We start from the raw sequence: 17818 nt of genomic DNA on the forward strand, positions 1-17818 counted from the left end.
AGCCAAGGAGAAGGTACGCGCGCCACATGACAAGGTCACCCTACGTGGTGGGATGGGCCGTGGGAAGAGCGGTCCGGACTATGGGACCAGAGTCACGGAGTCGGAGGACTTCGCAACGTCCGGTAGCCGAGGTGTCCGCTCCGCCCGGGTCACCGCGGGCACGATCGCCAGTCCGACGAGGATGAAGATCGCCGCGGCCGGGTACCAGCCCCAGCCGCCGGTGCTCACGCCGAGCGCTGTCAGCCCGGCCGGAGCGATCAGGAACTGCACCTGGGAGCCGAGCCCGAACGCGCCGACGTACGCGCCGCGCTGGGCGGCGGGCGGCAGCGTGGCGGTGAGTCCCCAGGCGCCCGCCGACTCGATCAGCTCCGCCAGGATGAGCAGCGTCGCGGCGGCGACCAGCACCGCCACGGTGAGCGGTCCCCGGGTCGCGCCGGAGATCGGCAGGACCACGCAGAACCCGGCGATCAGTACCGCGCCCCGGCGGGACGCCCGGGCCGCGCCGGACGCGTCGTCCGCGCCCCGGCTGGCGCGTACCTGGAACAGCACGATCAGCACGGTGTTGAGCAGCACCAGCCCGGCGATGATCGTCTTCGGCGCGTCGGTGTGGGTGAGGATCCACAGCGGCATCACCGTCAGGTAGAGCGTCTGGTGCGCGGTGAGCAGCCCGGAGAGCAGCGCGACGGCCATGAAGGGCCGGTCCCGCAGCACCGCCAGCCGGCTCATCGGCTCGGCGGGGCGGGTCACCTCCGGCAGCCGGGGAAGGCGGCGGACAAAACCGGCAGTCACCAGGAAGACCACGGCGATGAACCAGACCATCCCGCGGTACGCCCAGATCGTGTCGACGGCCAGCACCAGGCCGCTGATCAGCGCGCCGATCCCGAAGCCGACGTTCAGCGAGGAGCGCTGGTAGGCCATCGCGGTGACCCGTTCCTCAGGGCGCAGCACGTTGATCGAGTAGACCTGGCGGGCCACGCCGGTCGCCGCGCCCGTCACGGCCAGCGCGATCACCACCGCGAGGAACCCGGCGAAGCCGCCGACGAACGGGTACGCGGCGAACAGCGCCGCGTCGAGCAGCAGGCAGACGATCCACACCCGCTGCGGCCCGTACCGGTCGGTGAGCCCGCCCAGCGGCACGGTGCCGAGCAGGGACGCGCCGGCGGCGAGTGAGAGGCCGAGCCCCACCTGGGCCGGACTCAGCCCGAGCGCCCGGGTGAAGAAGACGGCGCTGCCCGCCTGGAACAGGCCGGTGCCGACGGCGTAGACCATCGCCTGCACGGCCAGGGCGCGGGTCAGCCCGGCCGGTGGTACGACGTCGCGGACGGCGGTGCGGATGCTTTCTCTGGCCCTCATGACCGGTGAGCAGATCGTGCCCCCCACGCGAGGGGCGAGCCTTTTAGGCTGAGCCGAATCGGGGGTGCGCATGTCCGAGTTGCGGTTCACGCTGGCCGACGTCGCGGGCGTGCGGTTCGGTGTGTCGCCGGCCAACGAGACGGTCATGAGCATGTGGGCGCTTGCCGATCCGGCCCGCTATCCGGTGCACCTGCGGTGGATCGATCGGGCGCGGGTAACACTGCGCCGCCCGGAGGTGGCCGAGCGGGTCGCTCCGCTGGTGCATCTCACCCTGCCGCGCCGCTGGCTGCCCGACTTCCTCACCCCGGCGGCCCGCCCGGGGGTGGAGATGGACGGTCAGCTCGACCAGATCGCCGCGACGCCGCCCGACGTGGTGGTCAGGGACCTGCTGTCGACCACGCCGAGCGGACCGCTTCGCCCGTTCGGGCGGGCGTTGCTCGCCGACCCGACCGGGCTGTTGCCGCGGCTCGTCGAGGCGATGCGGGTCTGGTACGACGAGGCGATCGCCCCGGACTGGCCGCGGATGCGGGCGGTGCTCGATGCCGACGTCGCGTACCGGGCGGCACAGCTCGCCGAGGGCGGGACGGGGAAGCTGTTCGAGCGGCTCCACCCCGGCCTGCGGTGGCTCGGCGACCGGGTGGTCAGCGACGACCCGTTCGAGCGGGACTTCGACCTTCGAGGGCGAGGGCTGGCGTTGAACCCGAGCGTGTTCAGCCGCCAGCGGGTGCTGTGGAACCTGCTGGAGGACTCGTTGCCCGCCGCGGCGTACCCGGTGCGGGCGGTCGGGACGCTGTGGGAGCGCGACCCCGAACCGGCCGGCGACGCGCTGGCCCGGGTGGTCGGCGGCGGCCGGGCGGCGTTGCTGCGCCTGCTCGACGCGGCGTCCACCACCACGGACCTCGCCCGGCTCACCGGGCTGTCCGCCGGGAACGTGTCCCAGCACCTCTCCGCGCTGCACGCCGCCGGTCTCGTCACCCGGTCCCGGGCCGGGCGGCACGTGCTCTACCGCAACACCGAGGTCGGCGCCGCGTTGCTCCGCGCGGCCCGGGACGGCTGAGCGGTACGCGTCACGGCGTGCCCGGGCTCGGCGCCTCCCGGCCCACCGGCTCGCCCTCGGTCACCGCGCCGGCCAGCTCGACGGCGCCCGGCGCGGCGCCCGGCTCGCCGGTCAGCGTCAGGGTGCCGAACCCGGCCCGTACCGCCGCCGGGGTGCCGTCCTCCCGGAAGCAGTAGATGCCCACGTCCAGCGGCGCGTTCAGCGACGCCGAGGTGGTGTCGACCGTGTAACACGGGCCGCCGGCGCCGGGTAGCGACTCGGCGGGGGAGACCGCGAGCGGCGCACGCCTGTCGGTGAGCACCTCCAGCCAGTCGGTGAACGGGTGCTGCACGCGGGGGTCGAGCCGGCGCGGCACCGCGTCGTCGGCGTCGCCGAGGCGGACGCAGGTCGCCGCCCGGGCCCAGCCGGCCGAGGGCAGCGCGCACTGGAACAGCCCGTCGGATGTGGCGGCCAGCGAGACGTCCACCGTTCCGGCGTGCCCCCAGCCGGGCACGTCGACCCGCCAGCTCCCGTCGTTCGCGCTGGTGAAGGAGACCGTCCGGGGCGTGCCCTCGGCGGGCGTGAAGGCGTACGTGGCGGTGAGGTGCCGGTCCTGCGCGGCGGCGGCCAGCCCGGCCAGTTCCTCGCGGGCAGCGTCGACCTGCACCGGGACCGGGTCGGCGGTGCCGGTGGGCGCCGCCTCGGGGTGGTCGCCGCCACAGGCGGCCAGCAATGCCGGCAGGGTGAGCGCGAGCACGCCGGTCAGCCGGCGGGCCGCACGTCGATGAGCGTGCACCGGGTCATTCTGCGTCGTGAGGGCGGTCGCGGTCAGCCCACCGTACGGCTGTACCGCTTGGCGTGTCGCGTCTGCCGGCCTGGTGAGCCGCCCCACGCCCGGGCCGGATGGTGGGATCACCCGGTCCGGCGGCGCGGCCCGCCCGATAGGCTGAGGCGGTCTGACACGCGCCGCCGGACCGAGAAACCCGGCGGCGTCGGCACGCTCAGGGTCGTCGCTGGGAGGGAGTGCACGTCGTGGCACTCGTGGTGCAGAAGTACGGCGGGTCCTCCGTCGCCAACGCCGAGCGGATCAAGCGGGTGGCCGAGCGCATCGTGGCCGCGCGCAAGGCCGGCGACGACGTGGTGGTGGTGGTGTCCGCCATGGGCGACACCACCGACGAGCTGCTCGACCTGGCCAACCAGGTCAGCCCGCTGCCGCCGGGCCGCGAGCTGGACATGCTGCTCACCGCCGGGGAGCGGATCTCCATGGCGCTGCTCGCCATGGCCATCCACAACCTGGGGTACGAGGCTCGCTCGTTCACCGGTTCCCAGGCTGGCGTGATCACCACCTCGGTGCACGGCCGGGCCCGGATCATCGACGTGACCCCGGGGCGCCTCAAGGGCGCGCTGGACGAGGGTGCGGTGGTCATCGTCGCCGGCTTCCAGGGCGTCTCGCAGGACACCAAGGACGTGACCACGCTCGGCCGGGGCGGCTCGGACACCACAGCCGTCGCGCTCGCCGCCGCGCTGGAGGCGGACGTCTGCGAGATCTACACCGACGTGGACGGGATCTTCTCGGCCGACCCTCGGATCGTGCCGAACGCCCGGCACATCAAGCGGATCACCTACGAGGAGATGCTGGAACTGGCGGCCTGCGGCGCGAAGGTGCTGCATCTGCGCAGCGTCGAGTACGCGCGGCGCGCGGGCTTGCCGATCCACGTCCGTTCGTCATACTCGACCAACACCGGCACGATGGTCACCGGATCGATGGAGGACCTTCCTGTGGAACAGGCATTGATCACCGGGGTCGCCCACGACCGCAGCGAAGCGAAGATCACGATCGTCGGCGTGCCCGACGAGCCGGGCGCCGCGGCGTCGATCTTCGACACCGTGGCCGGTGCGGAGATCAACATCGACATGATCGTGCAGAACGTGTCCACCGAGGGCACGGGCCGCACCGACATCTCGTTCACGCTGCCCAAGGCCGACGGCCCGACCGCGATGACCGCGCTCAGCAAGATCCAGGAGGCGGTCAAGTTCAAGGGCCTGCTCTACGACGACCACGTCGGCAAGGTCTCGCTGATCGGCGCGGGCATGCGCTCGCACCCGGGCGTGGCGGCCGGCTTCTTCGCCGCCCTCGGCGCGGCCGGTGTGAACATCGAGATGATCTCCACTTCGGAGATCCGGGTCTCCGTGGTCTGCCGCGACACCGACCTGGACAAGGCGGTCCGCGCCATCCACGACGCCTTCGAACTGGGTGGTGACACCGAAGCCGTCGTCTACGCCGGCACCGGGCGGTAACGCGCCGTGGCGTCGCTGCCCACCCTCGCCGTGGTCGGGGCGACAGGTGCCGTCGGCACGGTGATGTGCCAGATCCTCTCCTCCCGGCGCAACGTGTGGGGCGAGATCCGGCTGCTCGCCTCGGAGCGGTCGGCCGGCAAGCGCGTGCAGTGCCGGGGCGAGGAGCTGACCGTCCAGGCGCTCACCGCCGACGCGTTCGACGGCGTCGACGTGGCCATGTTCGACGTACCGGACGAGGTCTCCGCGCAGTGGGCCCCGGTCGCCGTCGCGCGCGGCGCGGTGGTGGTGGACAACTCCGGCGCGTTCCGGATGGACCGGGACGTGCCGCTCGTGGTCCCCGAGATCAACCCCGAGCAGGTACGCAACCGGCCCAAGGGCATCATCGCCAACGCCAACTGCACCACGCTGGCGATGATCGTGGCGGTCGCGCCACTGCACCGCGAGTACGGCCTGCGCGAGCTGGTGCTCGCGTCGTACCAGGCGGTCTCCGGGGCGGGGCAGGCCGGCGTGGACGCGCTGCACCTGCAGCTCGGCAAGATCGCCGGGGATCGGGTGCTCGGTTCCCGCGCCGGCGACGTACGCCAGGCGGTCGGCGACGAGCTGGGTCCGTTCCCGGCGCCGCTGGCGCTCAACGTCGTGCCGTGGACGGGATCGCTGGCCGACGGCGGCTGGTCCACCGAGGAGATGAAGCTGCGCAACGAGTCGCGCAAGATCCTCGGGCTGCCCGACCTCAAGGTCTCGGCCACCTGCGTACGGGTGCCGGTGGTGACCGGTCACTCGGTCGCCGTGCACGCGGTCTTCGCTACCGAGGTGGACGCCGAGGGTGCCCGTGAGGCGCTGCGCAACGCGCCGGGCGTGATCCTGGTCGACGACCCGGCGGCCGGGGAGTTCCCGATGCCCATCGACGCGGTCGGCACCGACCCGTCGTGGGTGGGCCGGATCCGTCGCGCGGTGGACGACCCCCGCGCCCTGGACCTCTTCGTGACGGGCGACAACCTCCGCAAGGGCGCCGCCCTGAACACGGCCCAGATCGCCGAGCTCCTGGCCAAGGACCTGACCCGCCCCTGAGCGGTGTCCGCTCGCCGCGCCCGGCGCGGTGCGTCAGCACGAACCGTTCACCGGTTTGGCCGATCCGGTGTACAGGTACGCGTCGGGGACCCAGGTGCCGTCGGTGAGCTTGTTCCACAGCGTGCTGGCGCCCCAGCGGCCGGTCACGGAGGTGCCGCTCGACGAGCAGGCGACGGCTGCCGTGGCGCCGTCCGCGATCGAGCCGACCACCCCGTACCCGGTGCCCGGCCCGGACCGCCGGCTGACCGACGTGCCACCGTAGCTGTCGACGATGCCCTCGGTGAAGCCGAGCGCCCCGTAGTTGTACAGCGATCCGCCGACGTTGGCGCGTTTCGAGCCGTGCAGCGCGTACCCCTCGTAGGCCGTGCTGCCCTCTCTCGGCACCCACTTGCCCAGGTTGTGGGTGGCGATCGCCACGTACGCGCTGTTCTGCCGGAGGCCCAGGTGCACGTGTCGGCTGCTGGCGGAGCCGCCGCAGGTGATGTCGGTACCGGTGTCGCCGAGGTAGGTGCCCGCGCTGACCGACGCCCCGTCGACGTCGATGTTGTTCCAGAGGTGGTAGTAGTCGGTGGTGTAGCCCCGGTCGTGGACCACCCGGACCCAGCCCTTGCACATCGTGTACGCGGTGCCGGCGCGCACGGCCAGCACTCGCTGGTCACCGCCGACCAGGTCGATCGAGCTGAACGGTCGCGGGGAGCCGGACCAGCCGTGCGGGCCGCCCCTGAGGGTCCACGACTGGCCGAGGGCGAACGGCAGGCGCATGCCGGTGCGGTAGTCCCCGTCGGCGGAAAGCGTGCCGAGGGTGGTGAAGGCGTCCCGCTCCGCGTGGGCGAGGACGGACGCTGGAGCTGCCGCGGCCAGGTCGGCGAAGGTGGCCTCGCCCTCCAGGGCGACCTGCCAGTCGCCGCGCTGCCAGCGGGCGATGAAGATCCAGCCGGACGGGTACAGCCCTTCCTTCTGCGGGGCGACGAGCACCGCGGTGCCGAAGGCCCAGGCCCGGCCGTCGCGGCGGGTGACGCTCACCCGGGTGTCCTCCGCACCGGCGGCGCGGATCTCCTGGTCGGCCGCGACCGCGGCTCTGTCGAGCAGCCTGTGTCGTACGGCGGCCGTGACGTCGTCGGCCGGTGCGGCCTGGGCGCTGTTCGGCGCGGTGCCGATCGCTGCGGCAACGAGCAGGATCGCGGTGGCGGTGCCGAACCGACGTCGCGTATCGATCATGTCCTCTCCCAGGGGGGTCGAGAGGTTGACACGTGTCCGACGGACGATATCCGAGTGATTTACATATGTCTATGCGTTGTCAGGCGGCGGAGAGGTGGACGCCGTCCCGGCCGTGGCGCTTCACGGCGTACAGGGCCTGGTCGGCTCGGTGCAGGGTGCGTTCCGGGGACTCGCCGGGTCGCGGCAGGGCCACGCCGACGCTGATCGTCCGGCCGGTGCGGCGGGCCGCCTCGGTGAGCCGTTCGGCGATCCGGACCGCCTCCTCCGGGCGGCTCACCTCGATCACCGCCACGAACTCGTCGCCGCCGGTCCGGTACAGCTCGTCGCCCTGGCGCAGCGCGCCCTCCAGCGCGCGGGCCAGGCCCACCAGCAGCCGGTCGCCGGCCTGGTGGCCGTACGTGTCGTTGACGTCCTTGAACCCGTCCACGTCGATCGCCAGCAGCGCGGTCCGCCCCGGCATGGCGGTGGCGATCCGCTTCCCGAACGGGCCGGTGTGGCGCAGCCCGGTGAGCGGGTCCGAGTTGGCCTGCTCGCGGAGCCGGGCGAGCGTACGCAACCGGTCCAGGCAGGTCCACGCCTGCCCGGCGAGCAGCTCGATCAGGTTGACTGTGGTCGGATCGGGACGCAGGCGCTGCTCGTCGGCGACCAGCAGCACGCCACCGGCGGCCGGTGTGCCGACCGGCACCGCCACCAGCGTGCGCGCGCCGGCCCGGGTCAGCGGCAGGTACTCCTCGGTGGGCGGATGGCCCGCCTCACCCAGCGTGTACGCCGAGCCGTACCGGTGGGCCCGGTCGATCATGCGGTCGAGCGCGGCCGGTCCGGCCTCGTCCAGCTCGGCCCGGATCCTCGCCTCCAACTCGCCAGGCGTGTCGGTGGGCGCGCCGAGGCGCGGGCCCTGCCGGCCGGTGAGCACCAGCACGGCGGCGGAGAGCGCCGACACGTCCCGGGCCGCGGCGAGCGCGGCGGTCATCAGGTCCCAGTCGGTCGGCGCGGCGGTGAACGCGGCGGCGTGCCGGAGCAGCTTCTCGCTCCGGCTCTCGGCCGGTGGCCCGCCCAGCGCGGCGATCCGCCCGCCGAGGCGGTCGGCCACCAGTTCGGCGGTCTCCCGCCACGCCGCGAGCACGACCGGCTCGCTCCACTGGAGGTCGAGCACCCCGATCGGACGGCCGTCCGGGTCGCGTACCGGCACGCAGAGTTCGGCGATGACGTCCGGGCGGACCTCGAGGTAGTCGGGGTCGGCGCCGACGTCGGGCACGGCGGCGGTGAGCCCGGAGGCGTAGACCCGCCGCACCACCGACGGTTCGGGCCGGTGGCGGCCCGGCGGGGTGCCGTCGGCGGTCGCCGGCACGTGCGAGAAGACCTGCCAGGCGCCGGTGGCGGCGACACAGCGCAGATGGTCGCGGACGCGGAGCAGGACGGTGGCGGTCGCCGGGGTGTGCCGGGCGAGCGCGGCGACGGTCCACTGGCACGCCTCCGGGACGGTGGACGCCGTGGGGAGGCGCACCGTGACGTCGCGGAGGACTCGCTCGTGATCCACGTCGTTCCTGCTCGGAGGGGGGTCGGGTCGCGATCAAGGGTACTCAGCGCAACTGCCACCGACCCTCGTACACATGTGCTATCCACAGGCTGTGGACGCAGCCTGTGGGCGGAATCGGGCCTGCGCGAGCAGGCGCGCGGCGATAACGTGAGGGCCCGGGCACCCGAGGAGGCGCACCGATGCTCATCGCCCAGCTCAGCGACCCGCACGTGACCACCGGCCCGCTCGCGGCCGACCCGGCGTCCGGGTTGCACCGGGCGCTCGGCGCGGTGCTCGCCCTGCGGCCCCGGCCCGACTGCGTGGTGATCACCGGTGACCTCACCGCCAACGGCCGCCCGGACGAATACCTCGCGCTGCGCGAGATCGTCGGCGCGTTCCCGCTGCCGGTGCACCTGGCGACCGGCAACCACGACGACCGCGAGTCGCTGCTCGACACGTTCGGCGGCACCCCCTATCTGGCCGGTGGCTTCTCGGCGCACTACCACGTCGACCTGCCGGACGCGACGCTCGTGGTGCTCGACTCGCTCACCCCGGGCAGCCCCGGCGGGCGGCTCGGCGACGAGCAGCTCGCCTGGCTCGACGGGGTGCTCGCCGGGCGTACCGACGTGCCCGCCGTCGTGTGCCTGCACCATCCGCCGGTCGCGGTGGGCGCACCCGGCATGGACGCCGTGGGCCTCGCCGACGCCGACGCGCTCGCCGCCGTGGTCGCCCGGCACCCCCATGTCGTACGCGTCGCCTCGGGGCACCTGCACCGCCACGTGACGAGCGCCTTCGCCGGTACGGTGCTGACCACCGCGCCGAGCACCTGGGTCCAGGTGAGCCTCACCATGACCGACGACGAGGAGCCGGGCTTCGTCGCCGAGCCGACCGCCTTCCTGCTGCACCTGATCGCCGACGGCGGCTGCGTGACGCACACCGTCCAGGTCAGCCACGCAGCCGGGCGTACCTGCTGGTTCTGACGCCGATGCTCTGGTACGTCGCGTACGGGTCCAATCTGCACGCCGCACGGCTCGACTGGTATCTGCGTGGCGGGTGTCCACCCGGCGGGCTGCGCACGTACCCCGGCTGCCGGGACCGCCGCCCACCGCGCCGGACGGTCCCGGTGCTGATCCCCGGCGGCGTCTACTTCGCCGGGGAGTCGCGGGCCTGGACCGGCGGCATGGCGTTCTACGACCCGCTGTTGCCCGGCCGGGCGGCGGCGCGCGGCTACCTGGTGACCGTCGAGCAGTTCGCGGACATCGCCGCGCAGGAGATGTACCGGTCACTCGGCGCCGACCTGGCCGGGATCCGCGTGGCGGTCGAGACCGGGCGGGCGAGGCTCGGGCCGGGCCGCTACGAGACGCTGCTGCGCGTCGGTGTCCACGAGGGCCTGCCGATGCTCACGTTCACCGCGCCGCACCGGGCGGTGGAGGTGCCCTGGACCCGGCCCGCCCCGGTCTACCTCGGCCTGCTGGCGCGCGGGCTGCGCGAGGCGCACGGATGGGACGCCGCACGCACTGTCGGCTACCTGGCGGGCCGGCCGGGGGTCGCCGGGCGGTGGACCCGGTCCGCGTTGCGCGGGCTCGTCGGTGCCGCCTACAGCGGGCGGCCGGACCGGCCCTCCGGGGCGTCAGTCGAGTTCGGACAGTGTGCCGGATATGCCGGGCCGTCGGAGATGAACGACCGTTCGGTCGACGATGGGTGTCCGGCAGGTGGTGATTCGGGCGAGGACGGTTGCCAGCGCAAGGAATTCCGCGTGACATGAGCGTCGGCGCCGGCTCCCTGTCCCTGGGGGCCGGCGCCTTCGACGACGGCCGGCGTCGACAGCGTGCGCCGCGCGGAATTTCACCTGACCGTCATGTCCGACTCGTCCCGCAGGCCGGTACCCGTCGCCGGAGACAACGACGATTCCTGATGCCGCCCCGTTCGACCTGGCGGCCGGTGGATGAGAAGCTACCCCGGCGGGGTGGCATTCCCCCGAGTACCGCTCTCCGCGATCGACACCTGTCACGGCACGGATCAGGGTCGCCGGGCGAACCATCGTCCGGACGCCACATACCTGCATCTCACGAGGAGTTCCATGTCCGTCACCGGGATGCGACGCCGGGCCGCCGTCGGCCTGGCCGCACTCGCCGCGACCGCGTTCACCGCGGTCGCCGTCACCCCCGACCAGGCCGAGGCCCGCCCGAAGCCGGTCGACGTCCAGTTGCTCGCGCTCAACGACTTCCACGGCAACCTGGAGCCGCCGACCGGGTCCAGCGGCACCATCGACGGTCAGCCGGCCGGTGGCGCGGAATACCTGGCCAGCCACCTGAAGTCGATGCGCGCCGCCGCGAAGCAGCAGGGCAAGGGCACCGTGACCGTCGCCGCCGGTGACCTGATCGGCGCCTCGCCGCTGCTGTCCGCCGCGTTCCACGACGAGCCCACCATCGAGGAGATGAACCTCGCCGGGCTGGAGTTCGCGAGCGTCGGCAACCACGAGTTCGACGAGGGCGCGGCCGAGCTGCTGCGCATGCAGCGCGGCGGCTGCCACCCGGTCGACGGCTGCGCCGACGGCACGCCGTTCGGCGGCGCCAAGTTCACGTACCTCTCGGCGAACGCGTTCAAGACCTCCACCGGCCTGCCGCTGATGCAGCCGTTCGGCATCAAGATCGTCAAGGGTGTCCCGATCGGGTTCATCGGGATGACCCTGGAGGGCACCCCGAACATCGTGAGCCAGCAGGGCGTCGCCGGCCTGCGGTTCACCGACGAGGCCGACACCGCCAACAAGTACGCCAAGATCCTGCGCCTGCTCGGGGTCAAGAGCATCGTCGTGCTGGTGCACGAGGGCGGTGTGCAGAACGGCGGCGGCATCAACGACTGCACCGGTTTCAGCGGCCCGATCGTCGACATCGCCAACCGGATGGACCCGTCCATCGACGTGATCGTCAGCGGGCACACCCACGCCGCGTACAACTGCAACATCAACGGCAAGCTGGTCACCAGCGCCAGCTCGTTCGGCCGCCTGGTCACCCAGATCGACCTGAAGATCGACCCGCGCACCCGCGACGTGGTGAGCGCGTCCGCGAACAACGTGGTGGTCACCCGGGACGTGAAGCCGGACCGGCCCTCGACCGACCTGATCAACAGGTACAAGACCGCGCTCGGCCCGGTGGCCGACCGGGTGGTCGGCGAGACCACCGCCGTGATCACCAAGACCCCGGAGAACCTGTACCAGACCGGGGTCGACGCCAACGGGAAGCCGACGTACCAGACCGGTGAGTCGCCGCTGGGCAACCTGATCGCCGACGCCCAGCTCGCCGCCACGGACACCGAGCAGAACGCGGTCGCCGCGTTCATGAACCCCGGTGGCGTACGCGCCGACCTCGACGCCGGCCCGGTCACCTACGCCGAGGCGTTCACCGTGCAGCCGTTCGCCAACAACCTGGTGACGCTGGACCTGACCGGCGCGCAGCTCTACTGCATGCTGGAGCAGCAGTTCACAGTGGCGCGCGTGCTCTACGCGTCCTCGACCGTCAACTACGTCGTGGACGTCAACGGCACCACCGCGCCGGCCGGCACGCCGTGCGCCGGCACCCGGGTGGTCCGGGGCAGCCTCACCATCAACGGCACCCCGGTGACGGACACCGCCACCTACCGGGTCACCGTGAACAACTTCCTCGCCGGTGGCGGCGACGGCTTCAGCGTCCTGACCGGCGGCACCAACGCGGTGACCGGCCAGATCGACCTGGACGCCTTCACCGCGTACCTGACCGAGAAGTCGCCGGTCTCCCCGCCGGCGCTGGACCGGATCCGCACGACCACCGAGGTCGCCGCCGGCTGACGGCCGACCGCACCGCCGACGGGCCCCGGAGCGACGCTCCGGGGCCCGTTCGTGTCAGGCTGCGCGCTTCGTCGCAGGCCGCCGGCTTCGTGTCAGGTCGCCCGCGCGGGCTCGGGCTCCGGCGTCGCGGCGGCCGTCGGGCGGCCGTCCTGCGCGGCGGTGAGCAGCGGACGCAGCGACAGCGCGAGCACCGAGGCGGCCAGGCAGCCGCCCACCACGACAGCGACCCACACCCGCCCGTTCGCCGCGCCGATCAGCGGTCCGGCGGTGACCGGGCCGACCACCCCGCTGATCCCGAAGATCATCGAGCTCATCGCGTTGTACCGGCCGCGCAGCTCGTCGGTGGCGAGCGCGTTCGTGAGCGCGGGCATGACCGGCGACAGCATCGTCTCGCCGAACCCGAAGATCGCCGAGCAGGCCACCACGCCGAGCGCCGCGAGCGCCGCGTTGCCGCCGCCCACCACGCCCGCCGCGCCGAGCACCAGCCAGGCGCCGGCGAAGACCGCGCCCACAGTGGCGAGTGCACGGGTACGGCTGCGCCCCTCCAGCCGCCGGATCACCAGCAGCTGCGAGAGCACGATCATCACGGTGTTCGCGGCCAGCGCCCACGCCACCACCCGGGGCGTCACCTCGACCACCCGTACCGAGTACGCCGCGAAGCCCACCTCGATCTGCGCGTACCCGCAGGTGGTGAGCACCAGGCCGAAGATGACCAGGCGGCGGAACGGCCGGTCCCGCAGCACCGTCAGGTAGCCGCCGGTGCTCCGGCCGTCAGCCTTCGCGTCCGTCGCCACGGGCGGCCGGCGCCCGACGTGCGGCAGGCTCAGCAGGATCAGCGCGGGCGTCAGGTAGCTCACCGCGTCCAGCAGGTAGATCACCTCGAAGGTGATCGGACGGGCCACGTCGATCACCGCGCCGGAGATCAGGCCGCCGGTGCCGATACCGAGATTGAGCAGCGCGAAGTTGAGCCCGAAGACGCGTTGCCGCTCGCCGTCGTCGGTCAGCGACGCGAGGATGGTGTTCTGCCCGGCCCAGATCGCCGAGCTGCCGATGGCGACGAGCGTCATCACGCCGAACGCCGAGGCCGTCGAGTCGACCAGCGCCAGCGAGCCGGTGCCGATCGCCTCGATCACCAGGCAGGGCAACACCACCCGGCGCGCGCCGAACCGGTCGATGAACGTGCCGGCCAGCGGCGAGAGAGCCAGCGTGACCGCGCCGAACCAGCCGATCACCAGCCCGGCCCGGGTGTCGGTCAGACCGCGTACGTCGGTGAGGTAGATGAACAGGAACGGCAGGGTGAGGCCGCGCCCGACAGCGGAGAAGAGCGTGCCGAGCAGGATCCGGCGGGCTTCGGGACGGGCGGGGAGGGCGCGGCGCAGCATGCGGGGATTCTGTTCGGCGGGTACGACTACCGCGACCCGTTTACCCCTTACGCGAGCGGTCGCCGGGCCGGAAGGTGAGCGAGCACACGTGCTCTGCCATGCTGGCTCGGTGACGACGACCTGGCGGCACCTGCCCGCACCGGCCCGCGAGATCGCCGAGACGGCCACCGACGCGGTGACCGCCGCGCAGGCCCGCGACGCCGAGGCGTACGCCCCGTCCGTCGAGCGGCTGGCCGCCGCCGACCGGGCCGGGCTGGTGCTCGGTGGCGTGGTCCGGCTGCTGCTGGAGGAGGGGCATCCGGACGGGCTGGACGGCGACGACGTACGGCAGGTGCTGGAACAGTGCGTCCGGTCGGCGGCGCCGTGGTGGCCCGACGTCGACCCACACGTGCTGCTGGTGCTGCTGGCCGGCGCGCTCGGCGTCTACGACCCCGGCGACGACGAGAATCCGCCCGGCCCGGCGGCGATCGCCCGGCACGCGCCGCTGCTCGTGGCCGACCTGCTGGCGGTCACCGGGCGCCCGTTCGCCGAGTACCTGACCGCCGCGTTCGCCGAGGTGGCGCGCACGGAGACGCACGACTGACGGTCTTTACGGGCTGGCGGCCAGGAAGACGAACGCGGCTAGCAGCACCAGGTGCACCCCGCCCTGGAGCACCGTCGCCCGGCCCGGCACGACGGTGAGCACGGCGGTCACCGCGGTCAGCGCCAGCAGCGTCATCTGGGTGCCGCCCAGGCCCAGCATCAACGGCCCGTCCAGCCAGATCGAGGCGATCGCGATGGCCGGGATGGTCAGGCCGATGCTGGCCATGGCCGAGCCGAGAGCGAGATTGAGGCTGATCTGCACCCGGTCCCGCCGTGCCGCCCGGGCGGCGGCGAGCGTCTCCGGCAGCAGCACCAGCAGCGCGATGACCACGCCGACGAACGCCTGCGGCAGGTTGGCGGCGCTGACCGCCGTCTCGATCGCCGGGGAGATCGTCTTCGCGTCGCCGACCACCGCTACGAGCGCCACCACGAGCAGGGCCAGGCTGGCCAGCGCGGTACGCGTGGACGGCGGTTCGGCGTGCCCGTCGCCGGTCTTGTCCTCGGCGAGGATGCTGCCCTCCTGCGTGACCGGGAGGAAGTAGTCGCGGTGCCGGCCGGTCTGCACCATGACGAACAGCAGGTAGAGCGCCAGCGAGGCGACGGCCGCGAAGGCGAGCTGCGCGGGGGAGAACTCCGGCCCGGGCCGGCTCGTGGTGAACGTCGGCACCACCATGCTGAGGGTGGCGAGCGTGGCCACCGTGGCGAGCGCCCCGCCGGTGCCCTCCGGATTGAACACCGCCACCTGCCGGCGTAGCGCGCCGAGCAGCAGCGACAGGCCGAGGATGCCGTTGCAGGTGATCATGACGGCGGCGAAGACCGTGTCCCGGGCCAGCGCCTGCGTCTTGTCGCCACCGCTGATCATCAGTGTGACGATCAGACCGACTTCGATCACGGTGACAGCCACCGCGAGCACGAGTGACCCGTACGGTTCACCGACCTTGTGCGCGACCACCTCGGCGTGGTGCACCGCCGCCAGTACGGCCGCCGCGAGCAGGGCAGCTACCACAGGGATGAGCGGGCCGGGCAACTCCCGTCCCCAGGTCATCACGAGCACGAGCACGGCGACCAGGGGCGCGACGGTGGTCCAATCGGTGAGTCGGGATCGGATCATCGGCGGCATGCGCATACTTTGCCAGGGGGCAGGGTCAACCGCGCGTGGCGGGGTGGCTTCGCGCAGTCCTGTCGATCTATTCGATCGAGGCCGGCTGCTTCACGTGGGCGAGCACCTCACGGAGGTTCGCGATCACGGTTCCGATCCAGCCCGGATCGGTGTCCTGGTGTTCGGTCGTCCGGAGCACCGTCATGCCGACCGCCGCCGCGCCGGCCAGCTCGCCGTCCGCGCCGTCGCCCACGTACACGCAGTCGGCGGGCGCGACGCCCAGCCGCTGCGCGGCGGTGCGGTAGATCGCCGGGTCCGGCTTGGCCAGCCCGACGGCGCAGGAGAAGACCGCGACGTCGAAGCGCCGGGCCAGCGGGGCGTCCGCCCACGCCTCGGCCGTCTCCGAGGTGGCGTTGCTGATCAGCGCCAGCCGGTGCCCACGCTCGCGCAGTGCGTCGAGCACGTCCAGCGTGGCGGGCGAGACGCGGCCCAGCACGCGACGGGCGAGCGCGCGGCGGTGTGCCGCGGCCTGGGCCACCTGCTCGTCAGTCGGCGCACCCCCGAGGCGCCCGGCGAGGATGCGGACGGTCTCCTCCACGTCCCACCGGACCAGGCGGTCCCGCCAGGTCGCGTGGTACGCGGCGACGAGCGCCGCCGGATCCACCCCGACGACGAGCGCCATCTCGCCGACCACCCGGTCCCGCTCGTCGTCGGCGCCGTGGACCAGGGTGTGGAAGAGGTCGAGGACGACCGGCCGTGGCATGCCGGGATCCTACTGCGACGGTGACCGGGGCCTGGCGAAACGCAGAGGGCACATCCGGTGACCGGATGTGCCCTCTTACCTCTGGTCGGGGTGGCCGGATTCGAACCGACGACCTCTTCGTCCCGAACGAAGCGCGCTACCAAGCTGCGCCACACCCCGAGGCGTGCCGACAAATAGTAGCCCACCCGCCCGCACGGTCAAACTCGGTACCCCCGCCCCCGCGGACCCGGCAGATCTCGGTATGTAACGGCCCCTGGAGGGCGGCACGTACCAAGATCCGCCGGGGGAGGGCGGTCAGCGGGGGATCAGGGTGAGGATGCTGGCCTCGGGGGGGCAGGCGAAGCGGACCGGGGCGGTGGGGTGGGTGCCGAGGCCGGCGGAGACGTGCAGCCAGGAGTCCGAGCCGGGCCAGCGGTGCAGTCCGCGCGCCATCGAGCGGGGCAGCCCGCAGTTGGTCACCAGGGCGCCGTACCCGGGCACGCAGACCTGGCCGCCGTGGGTGTGCCCGGCGAGCAGCAGACCGAAGCCGTCGGCCGCCATCCGGTCCAGCACCATGGGCTCGGGGGAGTGGGACACCGCGATCGACAGCGCCGCGTCGCCGCTGACCGGTCCGGCCACGGCGTCGTAGTCGTCTCGCTCGATGTGCGGATCGTCGACGCCGACGAGTTCGATCGCCCGCCCGCCGGCCTTGAGCGTGGTGCGGGCGTTGTTCAGGTCGGCCCAGCCCGCGCCGGTGAGGATGTCGCGCAGCTCCTCGTACGGCAGCGGCACGCCCTCGGTGTACTCCCGGTCGGGCAGGAAGTAGGTGAAGGGGTTCTTGAAGACCGGACCGGTGTAGTCGTTGGAGCCGAAGACGAACGCGCCGGGCAGGTCGAGCAGCGGTTGCAGGGCGCGCAGCACGCCCGGCACCGACGCCGGGTGCGCCATGTTGTCGCCGGTGACCACGACCAGGTCGGGGTCGAGCGCGGCCAGCGAGGCCACCCAGTCCTGCTTGCGGCGCTGGCCGGGCGTCATGTGCAGGTCGGACAGGTGCAGCACCCGCAGCGGTTCGGCGTCGGTCGGGAGCACCGGTACGTCGTACCGGCGGAGGGTGAACATGTTGCGCTCGATGAGCGACGCGTACGCCAGGGTGGCCGCGCCGGCGGCGACGGTTCCGGCCGCGAGCCGGAATAGTGTGCGCTTTCGCATGACGTTCAGGGTAGTTTCACCGTCCATGAGCACGCTGAAGGACCGTCTCACCGCCGACATGCGCGCCGCTCTCAAGGCGCGCGACGAGCTGACCACCTCCACGCTGCGGATGGCCCTGGCCGCCGTGGGCAACGCCGAGGTCGCCGGCCGGGTAAAGCGCGAGCTCAGCGACGACGAGGTGCTCGCCGTGCTGACCAAGGAGGCGAAGAAGCGCCGGGAGGCGGCGGTGGCGTTCGCCGACGCCGGGCGCACCGAGCAGGCCGGCAAGGAGACCGCCGAGGGTGAGGTGCTGGAGCGCTACCTGCCCAGGCAGCTCTCCGACGAGGAGTTGGCCGAGTTGGTCTCGGGGGCGCTCGCCGCGGACGGCTTCACCGGCAAGGCGCAGATGGGCCCGGCCATGAAGGCCGCCCAGGCCGCGGTGGCCGGCCGGGCCGAGGGGGGCCGGGTGGCCGCCGAGGTACGCCGCCAGCTCGGTCTCTGATCCCGTAGACA

Annotated in this window: 16 protein-coding genes and 1 tRNA gene; 8 read left to right on the forward strand and 9 right to left on the reverse strand. The window is 72.9% G+C overall.

Annotated elements, in window-relative coordinates; all coding sequences use genetic code 11:
- Positions 1–78 precede the first annotated feature (78 nt).
- The gene (locus ACFYO8_RS19665) at positions 79–1353 is read right to left on the reverse strand and encodes an MFS transporter (protein ID WP_387257389.1); all 1275 of its coding nucleotides are present in this window, start codon (positions 1351–1353) and stop codon (positions 79–81) included.
- A 70-nt stretch (positions 1354–1423) separates the two neighbouring features.
- Here ACFYO8_RS19665 and ACFYO8_RS19670 point away from each other — a divergent pair, with 70 nt between their 5' ends.
- Positions 1424–2410, forward strand: coding sequence for an ArsR family transcriptional regulator (locus tag ACFYO8_RS19670; RefSeq protein ID WP_387257391.1), 987 nt, complete (start codon positions 1424–1426; stop codon positions 2408–2410).
- A gap of 10 nt (positions 2411–2420) precedes the next feature.
- Here ACFYO8_RS19670 and ACFYO8_RS19675 read toward each other — a convergent pair whose 3' ends face one another.
- Complete coding sequence (locus ACFYO8_RS19675) at positions 2421–3185, reverse strand: hypothetical protein (RefSeq protein ID WP_354869070.1); 765 nt, start codon at positions 3183–3185, stop codon at positions 2421–2423.
- A 236-nt stretch (positions 3186–3421) separates the two neighbouring features.
- Between ACFYO8_RS19675 and ACFYO8_RS19680 the strand changes: the two genes are divergently transcribed.
- Positions 3422–4687 (forward strand): aspartate kinase, encoded by a 1266-nt coding sequence (locus ACFYO8_RS19680; RefSeq protein ID WP_354869067.1) that lies wholly within the window; start codon positions 3422–3424, stop codon positions 4685–4687.
- 6 nt (positions 4688–4693) lie between these two features.
- Positions 4694–5755: an aspartate-semialdehyde dehydrogenase gene (locus ACFYO8_RS19685; protein ID WP_354869064.1), complete on the forward strand. Its 1062-nt coding sequence runs from the start codon at positions 4694–4696 to the stop codon at positions 5753–5755.
- A gap of 33 nt (positions 5756–5788) precedes the next feature.
- Here the strand turns inward: ACFYO8_RS19685 and ACFYO8_RS19690 are convergent, their stop codons facing one another.
- A complete protein-coding gene (locus ACFYO8_RS19690) occupies positions 5789–6973 on the reverse strand; it encodes a peptidase M23 (protein WP_354869061.1) in 1185 nt (394 codons plus the stop codon).
- Positions 6974–7052: 79 nt separating this feature from the next.
- Positions 7053–8510 (reverse strand): diguanylate cyclase domain-containing protein, encoded by a 1458-nt coding sequence (locus ACFYO8_RS19695; protein ID WP_354869059.1) that lies wholly within the window; start codon positions 8508–8510, stop codon positions 7053–7055.
- Positions 8511–8689: 179 nt separating this feature from the next.
- On the opposite strand from ACFYO8_RS19695, the gene ACFYO8_RS19700 reads away from it, so the two are divergent.
- The 3 genes from ACFYO8_RS19700 (at position 8690) to ACFYO8_RS19710 (ending at position 12312) form a co-directional block, all read left to right on the forward strand.
- Positions 8690–9469 carry a phosphodiesterase gene (locus ACFYO8_RS19700; RefSeq protein ID WP_354869056.1) on the forward strand — a complete coding sequence of 260 codons (780 nt, stop codon included), beginning with the start codon at positions 8690–8692 and terminating at the stop codon, positions 9467–9469.
- Positions 9470–9474: 5 nt separating this feature from the next.
- Positions 9475–10254: a histone deacetylase gene (locus ACFYO8_RS19705; protein WP_354869053.1), complete on the forward strand. Its 780-nt coding sequence runs from the start codon at positions 9475–9477 to the stop codon at positions 10252–10254.
- Positions 10255–10569: 315 nt separating this feature from the next.
- The gene (locus ACFYO8_RS19710) at positions 10570–12312 is read left to right on the forward strand and encodes a bifunctional metallophosphatase/5'-nucleotidase (RefSeq protein WP_354869050.1); all 1743 of its coding nucleotides are present in this window, start codon (positions 10570–10572) and stop codon (positions 12310–12312) included.
- A gap of 92 nt (positions 12313–12404) precedes the next feature.
- Here the strand turns inward: ACFYO8_RS19710 and ACFYO8_RS19715 are convergent, their stop codons facing one another.
- The gene (locus ACFYO8_RS19715) at positions 12405–13694 is read right to left on the reverse strand and encodes an MFS transporter (RefSeq protein ID WP_354869048.1); all 1290 of its coding nucleotides are present in this window, start codon (positions 13692–13694) and stop codon (positions 12405–12407) included.
- 109 nt (positions 13695–13803) lie between these two features.
- Here ACFYO8_RS19715 and ACFYO8_RS19720 point away from each other — a divergent pair, with 109 nt between their 5' ends.
- Positions 13804–14277, forward strand: a complete 474-nt coding sequence (locus ACFYO8_RS19720) for a hypothetical protein (RefSeq protein WP_354869046.1) — start codon at positions 13804–13806, stop codon at positions 14275–14277.
- A 6-nt stretch (positions 14278–14283) separates the two neighbouring features.
- Here the strand turns inward: ACFYO8_RS19720 and ACFYO8_RS19725 are convergent, their stop codons facing one another.
- The 4 genes from ACFYO8_RS19725 to ACFYO8_RS19740 all read right to left on the reverse strand — a co-directional run bounded on the left by ACFYO8_RS19725 (position 14284) and on the right by ACFYO8_RS19740 (position 17326).
- Entirely contained in the window at positions 14284–15387 is a 1104-nt protein-coding gene (locus ACFYO8_RS19725) for an ionic transporter y4hA (protein ID WP_354869043.1), read from the reverse strand.
- 76 nt (positions 15388–15463) lie between these two features.
- Entirely contained in the window at positions 15464–16138 is a 675-nt protein-coding gene (locus ACFYO8_RS19730; RefSeq protein WP_354869041.1) for an HAD family hydrolase, read from the reverse strand.
- Positions 16139–16220: 82 nt separating this feature from the next.
- Positions 16221–16297, reverse strand: a tRNA-Pro gene (locus ACFYO8_RS19735).
- Between the two features lie 135 nt (positions 16298–16432).
- Positions 16433–17326 carry a metallophosphoesterase gene (locus ACFYO8_RS19740; RefSeq protein ID WP_354869039.1) on the reverse strand — a complete coding sequence of 298 codons (894 nt, stop codon included), beginning with the start codon at positions 17324–17326 and terminating at the stop codon, positions 16433–16435.
- Between the two features lie 25 nt (positions 17327–17351).
- On the opposite strand from ACFYO8_RS19740, the gene ACFYO8_RS19745 reads away from it, so the two are divergent.
- Entirely contained in the window at positions 17352–17807 is a 456-nt protein-coding gene (locus ACFYO8_RS19745) for a GatB/YqeY domain-containing protein (RefSeq protein ID WP_354869036.1), read from the forward strand.
- Positions 17808–17818: the final 11 nt, after the last annotated feature.

This window comes from Micromonospora sp. NPDC005257, assembly GCF_042872445.1.
Taxonomy (GTDB): domain Bacteria; phylum Actinomycetota; class Actinomycetes; order Mycobacteriales; family Micromonosporaceae; genus Micromonospora.